The following is a 23,133-nucleotide window of genomic DNA, read 5'->3' as shown; positions in this document are numbered from 1 at the left end:
CCGCCGCTGTCACACCCGTACCCGCTGCGTACTGTGACGCGTCACAGCCTCGCCGCCCCGCAGCGAAGGAGCCGCCGTGCCCCTGTCCGACGCCGCCCGCGCCCTCGCACTGCGCTGCGAGCCACGGGTCAACGAGCTGGCCCGGCGGATGTCACGGGGCGCCTTCGAGGGCCTCCCCGGTTACGCGGAGCTGCCCGGCGACCTGAAGGACAGGGAGGTGGCCGCCACGGTCCGGCACGGCGTGCGCCTCTTCCTGCGCCGGGTCCGCGACCCCGAGGGGCAGCACGGTGACTACGGCGTGTTCCGCGAGCGCGCCGCGCAGCGCGCCGAGGAGGGCATGTCGCTGCACCTGCTGCTGCGGGCCCATGCGCTGGGGGAGTACGCGCTGTGGCAGGCACTGCGCCAGGAGGCGGGCCCCGGCGAGGCGGAGGCACTCGTCGAACTCGGCGACTTCCTTTTCAGGGCCCAGGGGGGCATCCTCGGCGCAGAACCCTGCGACGCCTGCAGGCCGCACTGGACCGGGAGTTCGGTACCGAGGTACTCACCTTGCTGGACGCCGGCGGCGGGTACGCCCTCGTCCCGGGCGGCGCCGCCGTCCGCGACGGCATGGGGGAGCGGCTGCGCCGGGCGTGCGGCGTGGAGGCGCGGCGCGCCGCCGCGCGCGCCGAGCGCCCGGAGGGCATTCCGTACGCCGCCCGCACCGCCTCCGAAGTCATCCGCATCGCGCGCGTCTGCGGCCGGCCCGCCGGATTCCACCGCCTCGACGACGTACTGCTCGAATTCCACCTCTCGCGCCGCGACGAGAGCAGCGGTCCCATCGCCGCGCTGCTCGCCCCGCTCGACGGCCGCCCCGAGCTGACCGAAACGCTGCGCACGCACCTGGGGGAGCGCCAGGACCGCCGGGCGACCGCCCGCGCACTCGGGCTGCACCCGAACACCGTGGACAACCGGCTCGCCCGGATCGCCGCACTGACCGGCATCGACCTGACGTCGCCCCACGGCACCGCACTCGCGCTGACGGCGCTGCTGCTGCGCCAGGGCGACGGGCCCGGCGCGCCGCCCACTACCGGCCGGTGAGGCGCCCGTACGCGCGCAGGGCCAGCAACGCCTTGAGTGTCACCATCGGGCGGCCCTCCAGGGCGGTCCCAGGGGCCCACACGCGCCAGTTCACGGGCCAGCCGCCGTCCTCCCGCTGAAGGGCGGCGAGGTGGTCCAGCGCCCGGTCAGTCTCCGCGTCCGTGAACCAGCGGCGGGCGAGCGAGCCCGGCATGGGCGCGTAGTCGTACGCGAAGTGGTGCTCACCGGGCGCGTAGCCGTCGGGTGCGGGCGTGTCCGCCGCGCGGTCCGGGTCCAGGAGGACCAGCCGCCGCTCGCGCACCACCGCGCCCAGGCGCTGCGCGGCGGCCTCGGCGCGCGGCCGGTCCGGTGCGCCCTCCAGGAAGGCGAGCGCCGCCTGGGCCTCGTACGGATGGGTCCTCTCCAGGAACTCCGCCGCCTCCACCGTCTGCCAGCAGAAGTCCGTGGCCCGGAACAGCCAGGCGTGCCACACCTCGTTGCGGTGCAGCAGTCCCACGACGGGGCCGGTGGCCAGGAGGTCGCTCGGCGGGTCGTCGAGCACCGGCAGCCACGGCGCGGCCGGGTAGCCGCGCAGCGAGGGGTGCAGGGCGGGCAGCGCGCCCTGTGGGGTGGACACCTCGGTGAGGTAGCGGCAGATCCGCTCGGCCCGTTGGCCGCCGCAGCGCCCGATGAGGTCGAGGACGTGCAGGGCGTGTGCGGTGTGCAGCGGCTGGCTGACCGGTCCGCGCAGGTCGGGCTCCAGGGCATGCCCGTAGCCGCCGTCGGAATTCGCGTACGCGGCCAGCGCGGCGTCGACACCGTCCGCGCTCCCGCCCAGGAAGTGGTGTGCGAAACGGCGCTGTTCGAGCACCCGGGCAGTGAGCCAGATGAAGCGTTCGGCACGCGTCAGTGGGGTCGGCTGAGGTGCTCCGTTTTCCGCCATGGACCGACGGTAGGGCCGCGGGCGCCGCCCGGCACCGGCACGGACAGGGCTGCACTCTCAGGGGCGGCGTACGGGACATACGGGGTTGACGTCCGTCCGGCGGCGGACGGTCGCTCCTCCCGGCTGTCCCGCCGCCCGGCCACCCCGGCCGCGCCTCTGTCCGCCCGCACCCGTCGCCCCGTCGTCCGCCCGCGCCGCTGTTCCGTCCCGGCCGCCCCGCTGTCCGCCTGCTCCGGTCACATCCCGGTAATCACCTTTTTGCGCGGGGCACCGAGAGGTGCGCGCACTTCCTGCCACACCCACCGGAATGCGCCAGCCCCGGCCCCCACCCCGACCCCGGCCGGAACATCCCGGTCCAGGCGCCCGGCAACAGATGGCACCGCGGCATGGCGCCTCCGGGCCCACCTGTCAGAAGACTTCGCACCACGGGCGTACGGGATGCCGGGGTTCCGGTCCACGCGCGTGGAAGACGGGGGGACGACGGTGACGGGAAGCGGCCTGTCCTTCGGGTTGCCCGCCGACAAGTATGGACCTGCGCGCACTGACCACTCGGTGCCGTTCGACGGCACCCGCTGATTGGAGCCCGATGGTGACCACAACGGTGCAGACTGCGGCGCAGACACAGCAGGCGGAGACCGCTCTCGGTTGCGTCTCCTACTCCTGGACGCCGGAAGTCCACGACTTCTACGGCGACCCGGAGGCCATCCTGCACAAGATGGACGGCCTGGACATGGAACTCCCCGACCGCCGCATCTTCATCCTCCTCACGGAAAGCGCGGGACAGGCGCACATCCGCTTCTTCGAGCAGGCCGAGGACGGCCAGTACACGGTCTCCACCTGGTCGGGCGACTCGCTCGACGGGCTCGGTGGCCGGCTCGCCGAGACCATCCTCGCCAACCGCGGCGTGCACTGCGTCGGTGAGCAGAGCCGCGCCGTGATCGCTCCCTTCGGGCTCAAGGCGGAAGGTGCCGTTCCGGCGCCTGCCAACCACCGGGCCGCCTTCGCCCACACCGTACGCAGCCACGGTGAGGGAACGTTCACCCGCGCCACGTGCGCCCTTCTCTGTTGAGGGTGCCGCAACAGAGACATCCTGATGGCCGTCCCCGATGCGTCGGGGGCGGTCGTCCCTGTGCGCCGAGGGTCCTCCATGGCCCCCGTCCGCCGGGGCAGCCCGAGCACCTCATGAAAGGCAGCGGATGAGCACAGGCGCACCCTCCGCCGCCCGGCGGGACTTCGCCGGGCTGTGGGTCTCCTACGGGCTGAGCAGTCTCGCCGACGGCCTGGTGATGATCGTCCTGCCGCTGACGGCCCTCACCCTCACCTCGTCGCCCGGGCTGGTGGCGGGGGTGAAATGGGCCCAGACGCTGCCGTACGTGATGTGCACGCTGGCCATCGGCATCCTCATCGACCGGGCGGAACGCAGCCGCCTGATCCTGTGGGCGCACGTGCTGCGCACGGCGGCACTGGCCCTGCTGGCGCTCGCCCTCACGGGAGACGTGGCGCCGCTGCCCACCCTGTACGCGGTGGCCTTCCTACTCGGCACGGCCGAACTCGTGGCGGACCTCACCACCACCTCCGTACTGCCCATGATCGTGCCGCGCGACCGGCTCGACGGTGCCAACTCCCGCCTGGAGAGCAGCCGCTCGTCCCTGAACGAGTTCGTGGGACCGCCCCTGGGTGGCCTGCTCGTCGGCATCGGCGCCGTCACCGCCACCCTGAGCATCGCGGGCCTGTACGCGGTGGCGGCGGGGGCGGTGCTCCTGCTTCTGCAGGGCCGCTACGACCCCCGCCTGCGCGGCGGGTGGAACAGGGCGGACGGCGGGGCGGGCAATGGGACGGAGAGCGGCAGGGGCGACGGGGCAGGCGACGGGACGGACGGCGGTACGGGCGACGTTGCGGACGGCGGCACGGGGCCCGTCGCGAAGCCCCGGCTGCGGGACGAACTCTCCGAGGGCCTGCGGTACCTGCGGCGGCAGCCGGTGCTGTGGAACCTCGCCATCATGGTCTGCGTGATGGCGGCGGCATGGAGCGCGTGGAGCGCGGTCCTGGTGCTGTACGCCGTGGCACCCGGCCCCATGGGCCTCAGCGGCACCGGGTACGGCCTGCTGCTGACCACGCTCGCACTCGGTGGCGTACTGGGCTCGCTCCTCGCGGGCCGGGCCCGCGGCCTCCTCGGCGCGCGCAACCTCCTCGCCGTCGACGTCGTCACCAGCGTGATCATGCTCGGCACACCCGTGCTGACGGCACAGCCGTGGATCGTCGGGGCGGCGACGTTCGTGGGCGGCCTCGGCAGCGGCCTGTGGAACGTCACCGTGGTCACACTGCGCCAGCAGCTGATCCCCGACGAACTACTGGGCCGCGTCAGCAGCGCCAGCCGCCTCATCGGCTGGGGAGGAATGCCCCTGGGCGCCGCACTGGCCGGCCTGCTGGCCCAATTCGTCGGCCCCCGACTGGTCTTCGGCCTCGGCGCGCTCGCGTGCGCGCTGTTGTTGCTGCCCTTCCTCCGGACGATCCGCGAGGAGAACATCCTGGAGGCGACTCGGCGGGTGGCCGTGGGGCGGGAATGATGGGGTGGCCCTCGGGGCTTAGCCTGCGTACGTACGCGGCGTGCGCGCTTCATGCCTGGCGTGGCGTGCTTCATGCCTGAGTACTGGGCGCGGAGGGGCGGGGCACGGGGCGGCGCGGCATGGGGCCGCAGGGCGTGGGGCGGCGCGGTGGGGCAGGGAAGTGCTCCTCCCGGGACGCGTGCCTGACGGTCGGCCGCGTGTCGGCGTGCAGGACACGCGCAGCTGTGCGGCAGTACGTGCGGTCGTGCGGTGACGCGGGCGTGCGGGAAGAGGAAAGTGCAGGTCAGAGTGAGTGCGGAGTGGATTCCATGCGGTTGACGGTCTTCTGGCGGCGGATGGCGGACCACTTCGGTGAGTCCTACGCGGACTCGTTCGCGCGTGATCATGTGATGGCCGGGCTCGGCGGACGGACCGTGCACCAGGCGCTGGCGGACGGGTGGGAGGCGAAGGACGTCTGGCGGGTGGTCTGCACGACGATGGACGTGCCGTACGACAAGCGCTGACGGGGCGGGGCGCGCGGCGGGAGCCGGGGGCGGGACTTTGCGGACACGCCCTGGGAGCGGGCGCGGGGCGGGAGCCGGACGGGGTGCGGGGTGCGGGGCGTACGTGGCGGCTGGGCGTACGGTCGCATCGGACGGGGCCGGGGCGGGGCGCGCCGCCGGGGCCGGACCGCGGCGGGGCGCCGGTGCGAGCCGGAGCCGCACGGACGTATCGGGTGGCGGTGGGCGGCCCCCCGGTGAGCGGGGCAGGGCGGGAGTTGTCAGTCCCGTGCGCGACACTGGGCCCGTGCCAGCGACCGAGAATTCCACCAGCCACGACGAACCAAGCCGCGGACCCGCCGAGCGGATGCCGCGGTGGCTGCCCCGCGCCATGGTGCTGGCGCTCGCCCTCGTGGCGTGCTTCCAGCTCGCCAGCTGGGGCTTCCACCAGCTCATCTCGCTGCTGCTGAACGTGCTGATCGCCTTCTTCCTCGCCCTGGCCGTCGAGCCGGCCGTGGACTGGATGGCGGCCCGCGGGATGCGGCGCGGAGCCGCCACCGGCCTGGTCTTCCTCGGGATACTCGTCGGGACCGCGGGCTTCTTCGCGCTCCTCGGCTCGATGCTCGCGGGCCAGATCGCGACCATGGTCCAGGAGTTCCCGCAGTACCTGGACTCGGTGATCAGCTGGATCAACACCACCTTCCACACCCACCTCTCGCGCGTCGAGGTGCAGAACAACCTGCTGAAATCCGACTGGCTGCAGAAGTACGTCCAGGACAGCGCCAACAATGTGCTCGCCGTCTCGGCGACCGTCCTGGGCAGCCTGTTCAACCTCCTGACGGTGGCGCTGTTCTCCTTCTACTTCGCCGCCGACGGCCCCCGGCTGCGCCGCGCCCTGTGCTCGGTCCTGCCGCCGTCCCGGCAGACCGAGGTGCTGCGCGCCTGGGAGATCGCGGTCGCCAAGACGGGCGGGTACCTCTACTCCCGCGGCCTGATGGCGCTGATCTCCGGCGTCGCGCACTACGTCCTGTTGGAGATCCTCGGCGTGCCGTACGCACCGGCCCTCGGCATGTGGGTGGGTCTGGTCTCGCAGTTCATCCCGACCATCGGCACATACCTCGCGGGCGCGCTGCCGATCCTGATCGCCTTCACCGTCAATCCCTGGTATGCGCTGTGGGTGTTCGGCTTCGTCGTGATCTACCAGCAGTTCGAGAACTACCTGCTCCAGCCCCGCATCACGGCCAAGACCGTGGACATCCATCCGGCCGTCGCCTTCGGTTCGGTGATCGCCGGTACGGCGCTGATGGGCGCGGTCGGCGCGCTGATCGCCATCCCGGCGACCGCGACGCTGCAGGCGTTCCTGGGGGCGTACGTGAAGCGGTACGAGGTCACGGACGACGTACGGGTCCGCGGCGGCGGACGCCGCCGCGCCTCCTCGGCCCTACGACGGCTCCGCCGCACCCTCCACGCCGACCCTCCGACCGCGCCGCTGGAGGGCCGGGGGACCGACGGTGATCGGGGCGACGGCGGGCGGGGCGACGGCGGAGGGGGCGACGGCGGACGGGGCAGCATCGGCCGGGATAGTGACAGCCGGGGTGGCGACGGGCCGGGCTCGGAAGGGCGCCGAGGACCGGACCGGCGGGGTGGCCCGGACGGCCGGGTCGGCCCGGACCGGCGGGACGGCCAGGAGGGGCGGGACGGGGGCGAGCGGGGCTCGGGGAGCAAGGGCGAGTGAGGGGCGGGCAGACGTTCCTCGATCTCCGGCTGGATCGCCGAATGGCACCGTCCGGACCCCCTTCCCGCGCTCGGCCGCCGGCGCCCGCCGTGCGGCCTCCCGGAGGTGAGCGTGGCGGGTGCGCCGTGCCTGGCCGGCCGCGAACCGTCCACCGGGCCGCTCCGCGGGAGCAGTCCGCCGGAGTGGCCCGGCGGCGGAGCCCTTGGGGGCATCGTTGACATGCCCCTGACGTGGCTGCGCCCTCGCCGCACGGGCGCACGACCCACGTCGCCGAGTGCCAAGTCGAGCGGCCGGGGACGCGTGGTGCGCTTGACATCAAAATCGAACATCTATTCTTATGAGACGTCCGACCCGTGTTTCCGCCCGGAGTTCCCGGGAGTTATCCACAGGCCGGAGCCGGGTCCGGGCGCATTGTCAGTGGCAGGCGTTAGCGTCATGGACGTGAAGCGATCGACTCAAGCAAACCGGGTGGAAGCCATGGCAGGCACTGACCGCGAGAAGGCGCTGGACGCCGCGCTCGCACAGATTGAACGGCAATTCGGCAAGGGCGCCGTGATGCGCATGGGCGAGCGCCCGAACGAGCCCATCGAGGTCATCCCCACCGGGTCGACCGCACTCGATGTCGCGCTCGGCGTCGGCGGCATCCCGCGCGGCCGCGTGGTGGAGGTCTACGGCCCGGAGTCCTCCGGCAAGACGACCCTGACCCTGCACGCGGTGGCGAACGCGCAGAAGGCCGGCGGCTCCGTCGCCTTCATCGACGCGGAGCACGCGCTCGACCCCGAGTACGCCAAGAAGCTGGGTGTGGACACGGACGCACTGATCCTGTCCCAGCCGGACAACGGTGAGCAGGCCCTGGAGATCACGGACATGCTGGTCCGCTCCGGCGCGCTCGACCTCATCGTGATCGACTCGGTCGCCGCGCTGGTGCCCCGGGCCGAGATCGAGGGTGAGATGGGCGACTCCCACGTGGGTCTCCAGGCCCGTCTGATGAGCCAGGCGCTCCGGAAGATCACCAGCGCGCTCAACCAGTCCAAGACCACCGCGATCTTCATCAACCAGCTCCGCGAGAAGATCGGCGTGATGTTCGGCTCGCCGGAGACCACGACCGGTGGCCGCGCCCTGAAGTTCTACGCCTCGGTGCGCATCGACATCCGCCGTATCGAGACTCTCAAGGACGGCACCGAAGCGGTCGGCAACCGCACCCGCTGCAAGGTCGTCAAGAACAAGGTCGCCCCGCCCTTCAAGCAGGCCGAGTTCGACATCCTGTACGGCCAGGGCATCAGCCGCGAGGGCGGCCTGATCGACATGGGTGTGGAGCACGGCTTCATCCGCAAGTCCGGCGCCTGGTACACCTACGAGGGCGACCAGCTCGGTCAGGGCAAGGAGAACGCCCGCAACTTCCTCAAGGACAACCCCGACCTCGCCAACGAGGTGGAGAAGAAGATCAAGGAGAAGCTGGGCATCGGCGTGAAGCCGGAGGCCCTGGCGGAGCCCGGCGCGGACGCGGCGGGCGCGGCGGACGGCGCGGAGGCCCCGGCCAAGTCCGTACCGGCACCGGCCGCCAAGGGCACCAAGGGCACCAAGGCCGCCGCGGCCAAGAGCTAGTCCATCGTGACGCGGCGAACGGAATGGCCCGACGACCACAGCTACGGCCACGGCGACGTCGGTCACGACGGGGGGCGTGACGACGACGGCCGGGGCGGTAGCGGCAGCGCTGCGGGCGGCGCCGAGAACCGTAGGAAACGCAAGGACGGCGGTGGTTCCTCCTCGTCGAGGGCCGAGGCGGAGCCACCGCGTACGCCCGAGGAGCAGGCGCGGGCCATCTGCCTGCGCCTGCTCACCGGGTCCGCGCGGACGCGCAAGCAGCTCGGGGACGCCCTGCACGAGCGAGGCATCCCCGAGGACGCCGCGCAGGAGGTGCTGTCCCGCTTCGAGGAGGTGGGGCTGATCGACGACGCGAAGTTCGCCGACGCCTGGGTGGAGTCCCGGCACCACGGCCGGGGGCTGGCCCGCCGGGCGCTCGCCCGCGAACTGCGTACCAAGGGCGTGGACTCGGCCACGGTCGACGAGGCTCTCGGACAGCTGGACTCCGAGCAGGAGGAGCGCACGGCCCGCGAGCTGGTCGACCGCAAGCTGCGGACGACCCGCGGCCTGGACCGCGAGAAACGGATACGCCGCCTCGCGGGGATGCTGGCGCGCAAGGGTTACCCGGAAGGGCTCGCTCTGCGGGTGGTCCGACAGGCGCTGGAGGAGGAGGGGGAGGACCCGGAACTGGTGGGGTATTACCTGCCCGAGGTGTGAGGACGGCGGGCGCCGTACGCGCCCGGTCGCGGTTCAGGTCTGGACACCGCCCAGGCAGGCCGCCACTCGCGACCGGTACGGCCCGCGCCCGGCAGCCGTACACGACGGGCCGTCGTCTGTGCCAGTACGCGCCTTGCGCCCGGCAGCCGTCCGCGCCCGATTGCCGTCCGGGCCCGATTGCCGCCCCCCCGATCGGGTGATGATCACATCGGCACGGTGATCACGTCGGCAAGGCGCTCATGCCCGGGCGCCCGGCCCCGGTCAGCGGGATGCCAGGCCTGCCCGCACGGCGGGATATAGGACGCGGCGGGATATTGGACGCGCCTGTGCCCAGGCCACGCCCGTATGGCTGCCGCGGCCCGTGCCCGTACGCCGACCACACCCGTACCCCGGCCGTGCCCGTACGCCGACCACGCCCGTACCCCGGCCGTGCCCGTACGGTGGCAGTGCCCGCGCCCCTGCCGCGGCTCGTACCCGTACCGGGCCGTCGCCCGCCACGCGGCATCGGAACACCGCGGCCAGCCGTCCGCAGCTCGCCGCCCGCCGTCCGTCGCCCGCAACATCCTGATCGAATGTGTCAGCGCGGAGGCCGTAGCTCTGCCGCCGGGGGCCGGCGTCGAGGGCGTGCGGGGGAAAACCCCCCGTGGGCAAGGAGGTTGGCCGCAATGTGCCGAGTCCGCTGTGCACGGCAGAGTGCGGTCCATGATCTTCACTCGAATCCGTGGCCGGTTCACCGCACCCGGTGCTCTCGCCCTGGGGTGCGCCGCAGTCGTACTCGCCGCATCCTCGGCCACGGCAACATCCATGGCTACGGCTACGGCCGGGACCACCACCGCAGCGACGGCGGCCGCGGCGCCCGGGTCGGTCGTCTCCGTCACCCTCGTCGCCGACCTGGACGCGAAGGAGGTCGCGGCGCGCTTGGAGCAGGCCGGTATCGATGCGGCCCAGGTCCGCTACGGCGTACGGGCCCACCGAGTCGTCTACCGCACCCGTGGCGTCAACGGCGGACCGACCACGGCCAGCGAACTGGTCGCCACACCCAAGAACGGCGAGCGCGCCCTCCGGGTCGTGTCCTGGCTGCACGGCACCACCGTGTACCGGGGCGACGTGGCCTCGGTGAACGAGCAGTCCACCGACCGCGCGGCGGCCCTGCTCTTCGCCTCGACCGGCCGGGCCGTGTCCGCGCCGGACTACCTCGGCCTGGGCGAAGGCCCCGGCACCCACCCGTACGGGCATCCGCAGGCGACCGTCACCGCCTCGGTCGACGCGCTGCGCGCGGCCCGCGCGTTCGTCCGGCGGGACCACCGCAGTCTTGACAGGCGTGTACTGGTCGGCGGTTTCTCCCAGGGCGGGCCCGCCACCATGATGGTCGGCCGGGCCCTGCAGCAGGGCACCGACCCGTACTTCCGCCTGGGCGCGCTCGCCCCGATCGCCGGCCCCTTCGACCTGAGCGGGTTCGAGGCCGCCGCGGCCGACGACGAGATCGTCCGGTCGTCGCTCTATCTCGCCTACTTCGCGACCGCCTGGGACCGGATGTACGGCCTGTACGACACGCCGGGGCAGGCGTTCCGCGCTCCGTACGACGAGATGGTGGAGAGCCTCTTCGACGGTGACCACAAGGCGTCGGAGATCGCCGCCGCGCTGCCGGCGACCTCGGAGAAGCTCTTCACGCCGGAATTCCTGGACCGGATTCGCAAGCCCACGGGGAAGCTGCGGCAGCGGCTGAAGGCGCTGGACACGACCTGTGACTGGCGACCGGATGTGCCGGTGCGTCTGTACCACGCCTCCGGCGACAAGGACGTGGCGTTCGCCAATGCCCTCCACTGTCAGCGCCAGTTGACCGCGGAAGGGGCCGATCACCGGCTGACCGACGTGGGAGACGTCGACCACAACGAGACGGTACGCAAAGCCCTGCCTCTCGTGGTGCGGCAGTTCGACGCCGCCGCACGCTGAGCCGAAGGCGGCGGCCCCGTCGACGGTCAGGCCCGCTTCCCCTCTGCCGCCAAGGCTGCCCCTCGCCGACAGGCCCGCCCCGTGGGACGGACCCGCCCGCCCCCGGAACGGCCCCGCCCCGCCATCACCTCACCCGTGAACCGGCAGCCCCGCCGCCCGCCACGCCTGGAAGCCGCCCACCAGGTCGGTCGCCCGGTACAGGCCCAGCTGTCGCAGGGACACCGCCGCGAGGCTCGACGCGTAGCCCTCGTTGCAGACGACCACCACCGCCAGATCGTGACCGGTGGCTTCGGGGGCGCGGTGGGCGCCGGTGGGGTCGAGGCGCCACTCCAGTTCGTTGCGTTCGACGATCAGCGCGCCCGGAATGGTGCCGTCGCGATCGCGAAGAGCCGCGTAACGGATGTCCACCAGGAGCCCACCGTCCCGCTGGAGCGCCGCGGCCTGCCCCGGTGACACCCGGTCCAGCTCGGCGCGTGCCGCCTCCAGGAGCGCGTCGACGGCGCTCACAGCCAGTCCTCGGGGCGCTCGACCTCTTCGAGGCGCAGGACGGGACCGGTGCGGCTGTAGCGGCGCATCAGGGGAAGCGGCGGGTAGTAGGCGTGTACCGAGACGGCGTGGGCGTCTTCGGAGAGGTTGAGCACCTGGTGGACGTGGTGCGGGCCGAAGGCCCGGCCGCGGCCGTCGGCCAGCTTCCGCTGCCGGTCCACGCCGTCCGCCAGTTCCAGCGTCTTCCAGCCCTCGGTGGGCAGTTGGGCGGCGAGGGACTGTTCGGTCAGCTCGCCCGAAGCGGCGGCGAACGCGCCGTGCGAGCCGCCGTGGTCGTGCCAGCCGGTGCCCGTGCCGGGCGGCCAGCCGATCAGCCACGCCTCGCTGCCGCCGGGCCCCTCCAAGCGGATCCAGGTACGGCCTTCGGGGTCGAGGGGCAGGGAGGCGACGAGCGCGGTGTCGGCGGCGGTGCGGCGGGCGAAGTCGAGGAGTTCGGTCGCACTCGGACCGCCGGGGGCGGCACGGCGCGGGCGCGCGGGAGTACGTACATCGGGCACAGGGACCGTCCTGAGTGATCGCGAAGAGGCGCGCGGGCGGCGGAACGCGGCGGCGCGCGGGAAGAAAGGGATGCGGATCAGCAGGACGGACGACACACGCAGCCCGCGTAGCGGACCAGGTCCAGATGGACCCTCCGCCAGAAGCGCGAACTGTTCTCCGTCACGTTCCGGAGTCAAGCACGGGGCTTCCCGCAGGGTCAACCGCGGACCGGGCCCACGAGGCTGCGCGTGGAGGCGCCAACCGGCCGCCCCACGCGGTGTAGTACGAGGCCGGCACCGCCTCCTCCCAAGGCCGACGGCGCCCCGTACGAGCTACGAGGCCGACGACGCCCCATGCGAGCTACGAGGCCGACGGTGCCCCATACGAGATGCAGGGCCGACGGCACCCCGTACGAGGTACGTCATACGTACGAGTCCGACGGCGCCTCATACGAGGGCGGGCTCGACGGCCCCTCACACGACACCCGGGATACGGGGCCACCCACCGACCATCACCCATGGCGCCCCGAGAGGCACTCGGACACTCATCCACGGGCACAGCCTTCCTACGGCTTGCACCCAGCCCCCCCCCCCGCACAGCCCCGGCAAGGTCAACAGCGGCAACAGCGGCAACAGCGGCAACAGCGTCAACCGCGGGCCGACCGCACCTCCGACTCGGACGTGGACCGGGAGGCATCCGTGCCCGCTCCCGGGAACGTGTCGCCGACGGGCGGCGGCCCCCCGGCCGGCCGCGCCGTATCCGAGTACGCCCCTTCGCGCGCCCCCTCGTGCACGCCATCCGAAGTCCCACCGTCCCGACCGCCGTCCCGTCCCCCGACATGGCCCGCCGCCGACCGCCCGTCGGGACCGTCCGCACCGCCACGGGGCTCACCGCCCACCGTGGCCCCCACAGGCCCGCCCCGCACCGCGTCCGCGCACGCGTACAGCTCCGCCGGGCGGACGCCGCCCATCGCCGCGACCAGGTGCCCGTCCGGCCGTACGACCAGGACGGTGTGCGCCACCGCGCCCGGATATGCCTCGGCGACGAGCACCTCCGCGCGCATCGGCAGCGCGTCGACCGTCTTCGACAGCCGCGGCATCAGGCCCGCCGACTTCCAGTGCCGCCGGTCCCACACGCCCGTACCCGGCGCGACCAGCACCACCAGCAGCCCCTGGCCCAGCCGCGTGCGCAGCGGCACCTGGGACCCGTCCGAGGCCGTCACCGGGACGTCCGCGACCGGCGCGCCGACCTGCGTCGCGACCGTCATCGCGCACGACGGGTCGATGGCCGCCGCGAGCGGCGAGCGGGCGTACGCGGGGGGCGCGCCGAGCGGCCCGCGCCCCAGGTGCCCGTCGGTGAGCATCGCCGTGTGCCCACGGGCGGCCCCCGGGAGTACGGCTCGCCACCGGCCACCCCGCTCGCCGTCGCGCAGCAGCGGCAGCGCCCGGTCGGCGGCGCGCAGCCGGGCCGTGACCGCGCCCCTGCGCTCGGCCTGATAGCTGTCCAGCAGGGCGTCCGACGCGCCCTGGTGCCAGGCCAGTGCCAGCTTCCACGCGAGGTTCTCGGCGTCCCGCAGGCCCTCGTCCAGGCCCTGCGTGCCCAGGGCGCCGAGCAGGTGGGCGGCGTCCCCGGCGAGGAAGGCGCGCCCGCGCCGCCAGCGCCGCGCCAGCCGGTGGTGCACCGTGTGCACACCGGTGTCGAGCAGTTCGTACGGCGGCACGGACGGGATGTGCGGCTCGCGCGGGCCCCCGGAGCCCGCGGCCCCATGCGACGCCCCCGCCCCCGCCCCATGCGACAGCCCCGCGCCGGCCCCGAAACCGGCCCCCGCCCCCGAAGCGCCCGGCCCGCCCTCGATGCCGGCCCCCGACCCGCTGCCCGACGCCGCCTCGGCGGACCACACCGCCAGCGAGTCGCGGATGCGGGCCACCAGCGCGTCCGGGGTGACCAGGTCGCGTCCGGGCGGCAGCAGCCAGTCCAGCCGCCACAGCCCGCCGGGCAGCGGCCGGGCCGTCACCTCGCCGCCGGACCCGCCGCCGCCCTGGCGCGCGGGGGAGCGGTGCAGCAAGGCCTCGCCCGGCCAGGGAAGTTCCGTGCGCAGGGCCGCGACCGCATGGCGCTCGACCGCCGTGCGGCCGGGGAAGCGGATCTCCAGCAGTTTGCGGACCGTCGAACGCGGACCGTCGCAGCCGACCAGATAACTGGCACGCCACCAGGCGCCGTTGTGGCCGCGGGTGTGGGCGCTGACCCCGTACTCGTCCTGCCGCAGCTCGTCGAGCCGGCTGTCGGCGACGATCCGGACGAGGGGCTCCGCGGCGAGCGCGGTCCGCAGCGCCCGGGTCAGCGCGTGCTGCGGCACGTGCAGGGGGGAGGGGTTGTCCGGGCCGAATTCCACCCGTTCGAGCAGGCGGCGCCTGCGCACCGCGCGCCATGCCGCCCAGCGCGTGCCCGCCGTCTCCAGGGCGGGGCCGCAGCCGAGCCGGTTCAGATACGCGGTGGTGTCCGGGCGCAGTACGACCGTGCGGGCGGGCCGCGGGTCGCAGGCACCGGGGGCTTCGTCCAGGACGACGCACGGTACGTCGAGGCGGGCGAGGGAGAGGGAGAGCGCGAGGCCGACGGGGCCGGCCCCGACGACGATCACCGGGTCCACGGCGTGGCTCCCCCGGTCCGCGGGTGCTTACGGGACGTACAGGAACTGGCAGTTGGAACCCGGTGCGCGATCACACAGCGTATGCAACCCATTGCGGGCCCCCGCGTCAAGTGACGGGGGCAGCGGCGCACGCGGCACTGCCCCCGTCCACGGTGTCACACCGTCAGCCCCCGGCGCCGCCGCCCGGGGCGCGGTCGGCGGGGCCGCTCGGCGGGGCGGCGTCCCCGCCGCCCGCGTCGAAGCCGTCCGGGCGCCGGTGGGCGGGCGCGGGAGCGGGCTCGGTCACCACGTCCAGCGCGTCCGTCGCGGTGACCGGCTCGGCGGCCCCGGCCATCACGATGCCGGTCTTGGCCCGGCGGCCGCGCCGCTCGATCCAGTTGGCCAGCCCGGACAGCGCCAGACACATCGCCACGTAGATCGCGCCGGCCACGATGATCATCGGGACGTACGGGTTCTCGTCGTTGACGACGATGGTGCTCGCCATCTGCTGGATCGTGTAGAGCAGTTCCTCGAAGGTGATGACGTAGCCGAGCGAGGTGTCCTTGAGGGTCACCACCAGCTGGCTGATGATCGTCGGGAGCATCGCCCGGACGGCCTGCGGGATCAGCACCGTCGTCATGACCTGCGTCTTGCTCATGCCGAGCGCGTACGCGGCCTCGCGCTGGCCCTTGGGGACCGCGTTGATACCGGCGCGCAGCACCTCCGCCTGCACCGAGCCGTTGTAGACGGTCAGGCCGACGACCAGCGCCCAGAACTGCGGGGTGTCGCCGGTCAGGCCCAGCTCCTCCTTGTAGGAGAGCAGGATCACCCACAGGGCGTAGATCGTGATCAGCAGCGGGACGGCCCGGAAGAGCTCGATGAAGCCGGTCGCCAGCCAGCGCACCGGCTTGTGGTCGGAGAGCCGGGCGATCGCCAGCAGCACGCCGAGGGCGAGGGAGAGCACCGCGGCCACCGCGAAGACCTGGAGGGTCGTCAGGACGCCGTTGCGGATGTTGGTCCGTACGCCCGCGTTGTTGAAGATGTTCCACATCTCCGGCTCGAACTGGCCCTTGGCGGCCAGCCGCAGCACGACGAAGACGAGCAGGCCGAGGACGGCGAGCGCGCCCACGACGGTGTAGACGCGGTTGCGGACCTTGGCCTTGGGCCCCGGGGCGTCGTACAGGACGCTGGTCATCGGGCCACCTCCAGGCGGCGTTCGAGCAGCCGGAAGATGCCGCTGATGGCGAACGTGATGATCAAGTAGGCGAGGGCGATCCAGAGGAAGATCCAGCCGATCGGCCGGCCCTGGTCGTTGAGCAGCTTGGAGACGTTGAACAGCTCGGTGTTGCTGAAGGCGCCCGCGATGGCCGAGTTCTTGGTGAGCGCGATCAGGATGCTGCTCAGCGGCGGGATCACGGTGCGGGTGGCCTGCGGCAGGATGATCATGCGCAGCGTCTGGATGAAGGTCATGCCGATGCTGCGGGCCGCCTCCGCCTGGCCCAGCGGCACGGTGTTGATGCCCGAGCGCACGGCCTCGCAGACGAACGAGGACGTGTAGAAGCCGAGGGCCAGCGTCGCCAGCACGAACGGGCTGGTGCCCGGGAAGAGGATCTGCGGGACGACGAAGAAGGCGACCAGGAACAGCAGGGTGAGCGGGGTGTTGCGCAGCAGCGTCACCCAGGCCGTCCCGAAGGCGCGCAGCGGGGGCACCGGCGAGACCCGGAAACCGGCTATGAGGAGGCCCAGCAGGATGGCGAGCGCCGCGCTGGCCGCGGTGAGCGACACGGTTCCGAGGAACCCGGTGCGGAACTCGGGGAGGTAGTCGAGGAGTACGTTCATGGGTTCTCCGCGGTAGCGGTCAGGGTCAGCGGCGGACGGGTGGACGGCCCGGCGCGGGGCGTGCGCGGCGCGCGGGGTACGGGAGCGCGGCCCGGCGTGCGGGTGTCCGCGTGCGCGGCGTACAGGTGTACGGCCCGGGGTGCGGGCGCGGTCCGCGACGGCGTACGCGCGGGCTGCCCGGGGCGCGCCGGTCCTCAGGCACCCACGCCCCGTACGCCCGCCGAGGCGGCGTACGGGGCGTGCGGGCGGCGGACAGCGGTGCGCGACCTGGATCAGTCGCGGGGCAGCGGCGTCTGCGGCGCGACGAAGCTGGTCCCGGACTTGCCGAGGGTGCCTTCGTACGCCTTCTTGTAGTCGCCGTTCTTGATGTGCTTCTCCAGCGCGTCGGTGATCGCGTCGCGCAGCACCTTGTCGTCCTTCTGCAGGCCGACGCCGTACGGCTCCTTGGTGAACGGCTTGCCGACGACCTTCAGCTTGGAGGGCCGCTCGGCCGCGTACCCCTTGAGGATCGCGTCGTCCGTGGTGACCGCGTCCACCTGGCCGTCGAGGAGCTGCTTGACGCACAGCGAGTACTTGCCCAGCTCGGTGGTCTGGGCGCCGTACTTCGGCTTCTTGATCTCCTGGAGCGGGGTGGAGCCGACGATCGAGCAGACCTTCTTGCCCTTGACGGTGTCCGGGCCGGTGATCGACTTGTCGTCCCTGCGGATCAGGAGGTCCGCGCCCGCGGTGTAGTACGGGCCCGCGAAGCCGACCTGCTTCTTGCGCTCCTCGTTGATCGTGTACGTACCGACGTAGTAGTCGACCTGGCCCTTGGCGATCGCGGTCTCGCGGACGTTGGAGTCGATCGTCTTGAACTCGATCTGCTTCTCGGAGAAGCCCAGGTCCGCCGCGATCATCTTGGCGATCTCGATGTCGAAGCCGGTCCGCTTGCCGGTGGTGTCCTGGAAGCCGAGGAAGGGCTGGTCGGCCTTGGCGCCGATGGTGATCTTCCCGGCCTTCTTGGCGGCCTTCCAGGTCGCCGAGTTCAGGTCGGCCTTGTCGTTGACCGGGTACGTCCCGCTGAAGACCTTCTCGCCGGCTGCCTTGTCGCCGGCCGTGCCCGACTCGCCGCCGCATGCGGTCGCCGTCGCCGTCAGCGCGAGCACCACCGCACCCGCCGCGGCCGTCTTACGAATCCTCATGGTGAACATCCTTTGGTTCAGCGGAAGTTGGCAATCATGATGACCGGCCGCGGGGTCAGTGGTGGAGGATCTTCGAAAGGAAGTCCTTGGCCCGGTCGCTGCGCGGGTTGTTGAAGAACTGGTTCGGCTCGGCCTCTTCGACGATGCGGCCGTCCGCCATGAAGACCACACGGTTGGCCGCCGAGCGGGCGAAGCCCATCTCGTGTGTGACCACGACCATCGTCATGCCGTCCCGGGCGAGCTGCTGCATGACCTCCAGCACCTCGTTGATCATCTCCGGGTCGAGTGCGGAGGTCGGCTCGTCGAAAAGCATGACCTTGGGGTCCATCGCCAGGGCCCGTGCGATCGCCACCCGCTGCTGCTGTCCACCGGACAGCTGGGCGGGGTACTTGTCCGCCTGGGTGCCGACCCCCACCCGGTCCAGCAGGGCCCGGGCCTTCTCCTCCGCCGTCTTCTTGTCCGTGCGGCGGACCTTGGTCTGGCCCAGCATCACGTTCTCCAGCACCGTCTTGTGCGCGAAGAGGTTGAAGGACTGGAAGACCATGCCCACGTCGGCGCGCAGCCGTGCCAGCTCGCGCCCCTCCTGCGGCAACGGCTTGCCGTCGATCGCTATGGAGCCGGAGTCCACGGTCTCCAGCCGGTTGATCGTGCGGCACAGCGTCGACTTGCCGGACCCGGAGGGCCCGATCACCACGACCACCTCACCGCGCCGGATGGTCAGGTCGATGTCCTGGAGTACGTGCAGCGCGCCGAAGTGCTTGTTCACGTTGTCCAGCACGACCAGCGGGTCGCCCGCCGGCGCGGGCCCCTTGTCGCTCTTGGTCACCGATACTTCGCTCATCGGCGTACAGCTCCGTCCTCCTCGGTTGGGGAGGACCCTAGTAACGCCCTGCGACCAGCGTCATTACATCTGAGCGGGATTTGAGCATAACGATACGGCCGCGAAGGGACACGCGGCGTGAACGGGGCGCGCGGGACCCGCGCCCCGGTGTACCGGCTGCATAACGGAACCGCCCCTCCGGGAATACCCCCTTGACGTGCGTGCCGTCCATCGCCGTAGATGCCTTTTGGCCGCTCCGCGGACGGCCCGCGACCTGTACGCGCCCGCGTGCGGGCGTACACCTATGCACCTGCGCGTCCAGATATGCGCGACCGGGCACACATCGTGAGGAGGGGGCCGGTGCGGCTGCTGCTCGTGGAGGACGACGACCATGTCGCGGCCGCCCTGTCCGCCGTGCTGTCCCGGCACGGCTTCGACGTCACCCATGCGCGCAGCGGCGAGGAGGCGCTGCACGCCCTGCTCCCCGGCGACCAGGAGCCCTTCGGGGTGGTGCTGCTCGACCTCGGCCTGCCCGACCAGGACGGCTTCGAGGTGTGCGGGCGCATCCGGAAGATCAGCAGCAGCCCGGTGATCATGGTGACCGCGCGGGCGGACGTACGCTCGCGCATCCACGGCCTGAACCTCGGCGCGGACGACTACGTCGTCAAGCCCTACGACACCGGCGAACTGCTCGCCCGTATCCACGCCGTCAGCCGTCGCCGCACCAGCGCGCCGGCCGCCGCCGGTGAGCCGCCCGCCGAGGAGGGCGGCCCGCGCGAGGGGCTGCGGCTCGGCGCCGTCACGGTCGACCTGTCCACCCGGCAGGTCTGCGTGGACGGCGCCGCCGTGCCCCTGACCCGCAAGGAGTTCGACCTGCTCGCGCTGCTCGCGCAGCGGCCGGGCGTCGTCTTCCGGCGCGAGCAGATCATCAGCGAGGTGTGGCGCACCAGCTGGGAGGGGACCGGCCGGACCCTGGAGGTGCACATCGCGTCGCTGCGCGCCAAGCTGGGGATGCCCGCGCTGATCGAGACGGTGCGCGGGGTCGGCTACCGGCTCGTCGCGCCGCCCGCAGCCGTGACGCCGGCCGGCCCGGCCTCCTGACGGTCGGCGGCACCGCACCGTGCGCACCCGACTCCTCCCGCTCCTGATCGTCCTGCTGGCCGGGGTGCTGCTCGCGCTCGGCTTCCCGCTCGCGGGCATCACCGCCGCCGTCGAGCAGCAGCGGGTGGTCGTCGACCGGATCGACGACGCGGCGCGCTTCGCCTCCCTGGCGCAGTACGTGACCGCCCGGCCGGGCGCCGGCGGCAAGACCCCCGACGAGGACGAGCGGCAGTCCACCCTCGGCGCCGAACTCAGGCGCTACCACGACCTGTACGGCATCCGCGCCGGCGTCTTCTTCCGCGACGGCACGCCCATGGCGGCGGCCCCCGCCGACTGGCGTGTACCGGAGCGCGGCGAGGGCGCGCGGGCCTTCAGCGAGGCGCTGGCGGGCCGCCGCAGCCACGACCCCCACCAGATCTGGCCCTGGGACGAGGGCGGCCGTATCCCCGTCGCCTCGCCCGTCATCCGGGACGGCGACGTGGTGGCCGTCGTCGTCACCGACTCGCCCACCGGGCAGATGCGCTCCCGCATCCTGCACGGGTGGCTGCTGCTCGGGGCGGGGGAGTGCGCGGCCATGCTCGTCGCCGTGGCCGCCGCCTTCCGGCTCACCGGCTGGGTGCTGCGCCCGGTGCGCATCCTGGACGCCGCGAGCCACGACATCGCGACCGGCCGGATGAAGTCCCGGGTGGCCCCCGCCTCCGGCCCGCCGGAACTGCGCCGCCTGGCCCGTTCGTTCAACGAGATGGCCGACAACGTCGAGGACGTGCTGGAGCAGCAGCGTGCCTTCGTCGCCGACGCCTCCCATCAGCTGCGCAACCCCCTGTCCGCGCTGCTGCTGCGCATCGAGCTGCTCGCCCTGGAACTCCCCGAGGGCAACGCCGAGATCGCCTCCGTCCGTACGGAAGGCAAGCGCCTGGCGCGGGTCCTGGACGATCTTCTGGACCTGGCGCTGGCCGAGCACGCCGCCGCCGACCTCCAGCTCACCGACGTCGCCGCGCTCGCCGCCGAGCGGGTCGACTCCTGGCGCCCGCTCGCCGACGACAAGGGGGTGCTGCTGTCCTACGAGGGTCAGCGGGCCGTGACGGGCTGGGCGGACCCGGTCGCCCTGTCCAGCGCCCTGGACGCGCTGGTCGACAACGCCCTGAAGTTCACGCCCGCCGGGGAGCGGGTCACCGTCGGCGCGGCACCGGACGGCACCTGCGTACGGATCACCGTCCGCGACCACGGGCCCGGCCTCACCGAGGACGAACTGGCCCGCATCGGCGACCGCTTCTGGCGCAGCGGCCACCACCAGAACGTCTCCGGCTCCGGACTGGGCCTGTCGATCACCCGCGCCCTGCTCGCCGCCGGGGGCGCCACGCTCTCCTTCGCGCCGAACCGGCCGCACGGGCTGCGGGTGACCGTGGTGGTGCCGCGCACCGCGCCGTGACCACCGGCCCCGGCCACGGCCCCGGTGTCCGGGCCGGTCCGCGGCTTCCGTTCGCTTCCACGGACGTGTGTTACCGTTGGCGGTGTTGCAGTTGTGGTACCCATGAACTTTGTGCGCGCCCGGAGGCTGGAAGCCCCGGGCGTTCATTGTTTTCCGGACCTTTCTCCGGTGTGGGGCGATCATCTCGGCGACAGGGAGGCCGTGAAGTGCGGTCTCCGGTTTGCCCCTAGAAGGAGAAACACATGGCCACCGGCACCGTGAAGTGGTTCAACGCGGAAAAGGGCTTCGGCTTCATCGAGCAGGACGGCGGCGGCCCCGACGTCTTCGCCCACTACTCGAACATCCAGGCTCAGGGCTTCCGTGAGCTCCTGGAGGGCCAGAAGGTCAGCTTCGACGTGACCCAGGGCCCGAAGGGCCCGCAGGCGGAGAACATCATCCCCGCCTGACGGACCGCGCGTCCGCGGACGGGGCCCGCACCGGTCGGTGCGGGCCCCGTCCGCATCCGTACGGCTCGTTCCGTACGCCCGCACCGCAGCCGCACGACCCGTATGCGTACGCCTCCGTACCCATGCGGCCCGAGACCGCACGGCACCGTGCCGTACGCGCTCGGCCTCCCCGCCACAGAAGGGCTTTCAGTGACCCGAGCGACCGCACCGCGACAGAGCGCCGCGCCCAAGCCGTCCGCGCGGACGGCCCCCCAGCCGCCTGCCGTCTCCTTTGACGAGCTGCCGCTGGCACCGGCCCTTCTCACCGCGCTGCGCGCGCAGGGCGTCACCGAGCCGTTCCCCATCCAGGCCGCGACGCTGCCCGCCACCCTCGCGGGCCGGGACGTCCTCGGCCGCGGCCGGACCGGCTCCGGCAAGACCCTGGCCTTCGGCCTGGCGATGCTCAGCCGTACGGCGGGCCGCCGCGCCGAGAGCAAGAGCCCCCTGGCGATGGTGCTCGTGCCCACCCGTGAGCTGGCCACCCAGGTCACCCAGGCGCTCGCCCCGTACGCCACGGCGGTCGGCCTGCGCACCACCACGGTCGTCGGCGGCACCTCGATCAACCGCCAGGTCGAGGCGCTGCGCAAGGGCGCCGAGATCCTCGTCGCCACCCCGGGCCGGCTCGCCGATCTGCTCGACCGCCGCGCCTGCAAGCTCGACCAGGTCGCCATCACGGTCCTCGACGAGGCCGACCAGATGACCGACATGGGCTTCCTGCCGCAGGTCACCCGCCTGATGGAGAAGGTGGACCCGGACGGCCAGCGGATGCTGTTCTCCGCGACGCTGGACCGCAACGTCGACAAGCTCGTCCGCCGCTTCCTGACCGACCCGGTCACCCACTCCGTGGACCCGTCCGCCGCGACGGTCACCACCATGGAGCACCACGTCCTGTACGTGGACGACACCGACAAGCGGGCCACCGCGACCGAGATCGCCGCCCGCGACGGCCGCGTGATCATGTTCGTGGACACCAAGCGCGGCGCCGACCGGCTCACCAAGCACCTGCTGTCGCAGGGCGTGCGGGCCGCGGCGCTGCACGGCGGCAAGTCCCAGCCGCAGCGCACCCGCACCCTGGAGCAGTTCCGCACCGGCCAGGCCACCGCGCTGATCGCCACCAACGTCGCCGCCCGCGGCATCCACATCGACGGCCTCGACCTGGTGGTCAACGTCGACCCGCCGACCGAGGCCAAGGACTACCTGCACCGCGGCGGCCGCACCGCGCGGGCCGGCGAGTCCGGCACCGTCGTCACCCTGGTCACCCCCGGCCAGCGCCGCGACATGAGCCGGCTGATGTCCCGGGCGAAGATCACCCCCGGCACGGCGCGGGTCCGGCCGGGCGACGGCGAACTGATACGGATCACCGGCGCGCAGGCCCCGTCCGGACAGCCCGTGGTGCTCGCCGTCCCCGCGCAGCAGGAACGGCCCAAGCCCGCGGGCTCCGGCGGCCGGCGGCGTCCGCGCCGCGGCGGTTCCGGTGGCGGCGGCTCGGCGGGCGGCGGCACCGGAGCCTCGGGCGGCGGCCGTCCGTCGCGCCGCCCCTCGCGCGCCCCGAAGGGGCCGCGCACCCCGCGAGCACCCAAGGCGTGACACACGCC

The 23,133-nt window shown here is 72.8% G+C and carries 22 protein-coding genes; 12 read left to right on the top strand and 10 right to left on the bottom strand.

The window, feature by feature from the left end; genetic code table 11:
• Nucleotides 1-151: 151 nt before the first annotated feature.
• The gene (locus ACFV57_RS22655) at nucleotides 152-514 is read right to left on the bottom strand and encodes a hypothetical protein (RefSeq protein WP_385235113.1); all 363 of its coding nucleotides are present in this window, start codon (nucleotides 512-514) and stop codon (nucleotides 152-154) included.
• A gap of 32 nt (nucleotides 515-546) precedes the next feature.
• On the opposite strand from ACFV57_RS22655, the gene ACFV57_RS22650 reads away from it, so the two are divergent.
• Complete coding sequence (locus tag ACFV57_RS22650) at nucleotides 547-1,077, top strand: PucR family transcriptional regulator (protein ID WP_385235110.1); 531 nt, start codon at nucleotides 547-549, stop codon at nucleotides 1,075-1,077.
• Here ACFV57_RS22650 and ACFV57_RS22645 read toward each other — a convergent pair.
• Nucleotides 1,064-1,999: a hypothetical protein gene (locus tag ACFV57_RS22645; protein WP_385235107.1), complete on the bottom strand. Its 936-nt coding sequence runs from the start codon at nucleotides 1,997-1,999 to the stop codon at nucleotides 1,064-1,066. The two genes, ACFV57_RS22650 and ACFV57_RS22645, sit on opposite strands and share 14 nt — an antisense overlap.
• Before the next feature lie 586 nt (nucleotides 2,000-2,585).
• Between ACFV57_RS22645 and ACFV57_RS22640 the strand changes: the two genes are divergently transcribed.
• The 7 genes from ACFV57_RS22640 (at nucleotide 2,586) to ACFV57_RS22610 (ending at nucleotide 11,034) form a co-directional block, all read left to right on the top strand.
• Nucleotides 2,586-3,068: a hypothetical protein gene (locus ACFV57_RS22640; RefSeq protein WP_385235104.1), complete on the top strand. Its 483-nt coding sequence runs from the start codon at nucleotides 2,586-2,588 to the stop codon at nucleotides 3,066-3,068.
• Between the two features lie 127 nt (nucleotides 3,069-3,195).
• Complete coding sequence (locus ACFV57_RS22635) at nucleotides 3,196-4,566, top strand: MFS transporter (protein ID WP_385235102.1); 1,371 nt, start codon at nucleotides 3,196-3,198, stop codon at nucleotides 4,564-4,566.
• Between the two features lie 308 nt (nucleotides 4,567-4,874).
• Nucleotides 4,875-5,069 carry a DUF3046 domain-containing protein gene (locus ACFV57_RS22630; protein WP_385235100.1) on the top strand — a complete coding sequence of 65 codons (195 nt, stop codon included), beginning with the start codon at nucleotides 4,875-4,877 and terminating at the stop codon, nucleotides 5,067-5,069.
• 343 nt (nucleotides 5,070-5,412) lie between these two features.
• Nucleotides 5,413-6,780 carry an AI-2E family transporter gene (locus ACFV57_RS22625; RefSeq protein ID WP_385235200.1) on the top strand — a complete coding sequence of 456 codons (1,368 nt, stop codon included), beginning with the start codon at nucleotides 5,413-5,415 and terminating at the stop codon, nucleotides 6,778-6,780.
• Between the two features lie 477 nt (nucleotides 6,781-7,257).
• Nucleotides 7,258-8,385, top strand: coding sequence for a recombinase RecA (gene recA, locus ACFV57_RS22620; RefSeq protein WP_385235097.1), 1,128 nt, complete (start codon nucleotides 7,258-7,260; stop codon nucleotides 8,383-8,385).
• A gap of 6 nt (nucleotides 8,386-8,391) precedes the next feature.
• Nucleotides 8,392-9,081 carry a recombination regulator RecX gene (gene recX, locus ACFV57_RS22615; protein ID WP_385235094.1) on the top strand — a complete coding sequence of 230 codons (690 nt, stop codon included), beginning with the start codon at nucleotides 8,392-8,394 and terminating at the stop codon, nucleotides 9,079-9,081.
• A gap of 804 nt (nucleotides 9,082-9,885) precedes the next feature.
• On the top strand, nucleotides 9,886-11,034 hold the full coding sequence (locus ACFV57_RS22610) for a hypothetical protein (protein ID WP_385235091.1): 1,149 nt from the start codon (nucleotides 9,886-9,888) through the stop codon (nucleotides 11,032-11,034).
• A 129-nt stretch (nucleotides 11,035-11,163) separates the two neighbouring features.
• Here the strand turns inward: ACFV57_RS22610 and ACFV57_RS22605 are convergent, their stop codons facing one another.
• From ACFV57_RS22605 to ACFV57_RS22570, 8 genes are all read right to left on the bottom strand, one after another.
• Entirely contained in the window at nucleotides 11,164-11,541 is a 378-nt protein-coding gene (locus ACFV57_RS22605) for a rhodanese-like domain-containing protein (protein ID WP_385235088.1), read from the bottom strand.
• The gene (locus tag ACFV57_RS22600; protein ID WP_385235085.1) at nucleotides 11,538-12,077 is read right to left on the bottom strand and encodes a cysteine dioxygenase; all 540 of its coding nucleotides are present in this window, start codon (nucleotides 12,075-12,077) and stop codon (nucleotides 11,538-11,540) included. Before ACFV57_RS22600 ends, ACFV57_RS22605 begins: the two co-directional genes overlap by 4 nt.
• A 77-nt stretch (nucleotides 12,078-12,154) precedes the next feature.
• Nucleotides 12,155-12,241 (bottom strand): putative leader peptide, encoded by an 87-nt coding sequence (locus ACFV57_RS22595; protein ID WP_385235197.1) that lies wholly within the window; start codon nucleotides 12,239-12,241, stop codon nucleotides 12,155-12,157.
• 462 nt (nucleotides 12,242-12,703) lie between these two features.
• Complete coding sequence (locus ACFV57_RS22590) at nucleotides 12,704-14,704, bottom strand: FAD-dependent monooxygenase (RefSeq protein ID WP_385235082.1); 2,001 nt, start codon at nucleotides 14,702-14,704, stop codon at nucleotides 12,704-12,706.
• A gap of 163 nt (nucleotides 14,705-14,867) precedes the next feature.
• Complete coding sequence (locus ACFV57_RS22585) at nucleotides 14,868-15,878, bottom strand: amino acid ABC transporter permease (protein WP_385235080.1); 1,011 nt, start codon at nucleotides 15,876-15,878, stop codon at nucleotides 14,868-14,870.
• The gene (locus ACFV57_RS22580; protein ID WP_385235077.1) at nucleotides 15,875-16,522 is read right to left on the bottom strand and encodes an amino acid ABC transporter permease; all 648 of its coding nucleotides are present in this window, start codon (nucleotides 16,520-16,522) and stop codon (nucleotides 15,875-15,877) included. The genes ACFV57_RS22585 and ACFV57_RS22580 overlap by 4 nt, the downstream gene beginning before the upstream one ends.
• 272 nt (nucleotides 16,523-16,794) lie before the next feature.
• Nucleotides 16,795-17,703, bottom strand: a complete 909-nt coding sequence (locus tag ACFV57_RS22575) for a glutamate ABC transporter substrate-binding protein (RefSeq protein ID WP_385235074.1) — start codon at nucleotides 17,701-17,703, stop codon at nucleotides 16,795-16,797.
• Between the two features lie 55 nt (nucleotides 17,704-17,758).
• Nucleotides 17,759-18,544, bottom strand: a complete 786-nt coding sequence (locus ACFV57_RS22570) for an amino acid ABC transporter ATP-binding protein (RefSeq protein WP_385235071.1) — start codon at nucleotides 18,542-18,544, stop codon at nucleotides 17,759-17,761.
• Nucleotides 18,545-18,883: 339 nt separating this feature from the next.
• Between ACFV57_RS22570 and ACFV57_RS22565 the strand changes: the two genes are divergently transcribed.
• The 4 genes from ACFV57_RS22565 to ACFV57_RS22550 all read left to right on the top strand — a co-directional run bounded on the left by ACFV57_RS22565 (nucleotide 18,884) and on the right by ACFV57_RS22550 (nucleotide 23,125).
• A complete protein-coding gene (locus ACFV57_RS22565) occupies nucleotides 18,884-19,624 on the top strand; it encodes a response regulator transcription factor (RefSeq protein ID WP_385235068.1) in 741 nt (246 codons plus the stop codon).
• Nucleotides 19,625-19,643: 19 nt separating this feature from the next.
• Nucleotides 19,644-21,053, top strand: a complete 1,410-nt coding sequence (locus tag ACFV57_RS22560; RefSeq protein WP_385235065.1) for a sensor histidine kinase — start codon at nucleotides 19,644-19,646, stop codon at nucleotides 21,051-21,053.
• A gap of 242 nt (nucleotides 21,054-21,295) precedes the next feature.
• Nucleotides 21,296-21,499, top strand: coding sequence for a cold-shock protein (locus ACFV57_RS22555; RefSeq protein WP_031008163.1), 204 nt, complete (start codon nucleotides 21,296-21,298; stop codon nucleotides 21,497-21,499).
• 102 nt (nucleotides 21,500-21,601) lie between these two features.
• Entirely contained in the window at nucleotides 21,602-23,125 is a 1,524-nt protein-coding gene (locus ACFV57_RS22550; RefSeq protein WP_385235060.1) for a DEAD/DEAH box helicase, read from the top strand.
• The last annotated feature ends 8 nt before the right edge of the window (nucleotides 23,126-23,133 follow it).

It is taken from the genome of Streptomyces sp. NPDC059788, from assembly GCF_042732265.1.
Taxonomy (GTDB): domain Bacteria; phylum Actinomycetota; class Actinomycetes; order Streptomycetales; family Streptomycetaceae; genus Streptomyces.
Note: the sequence above shows the minus strand (reverse complement) of the source record. Positions and strands in the feature narration are given on the sequence as shown.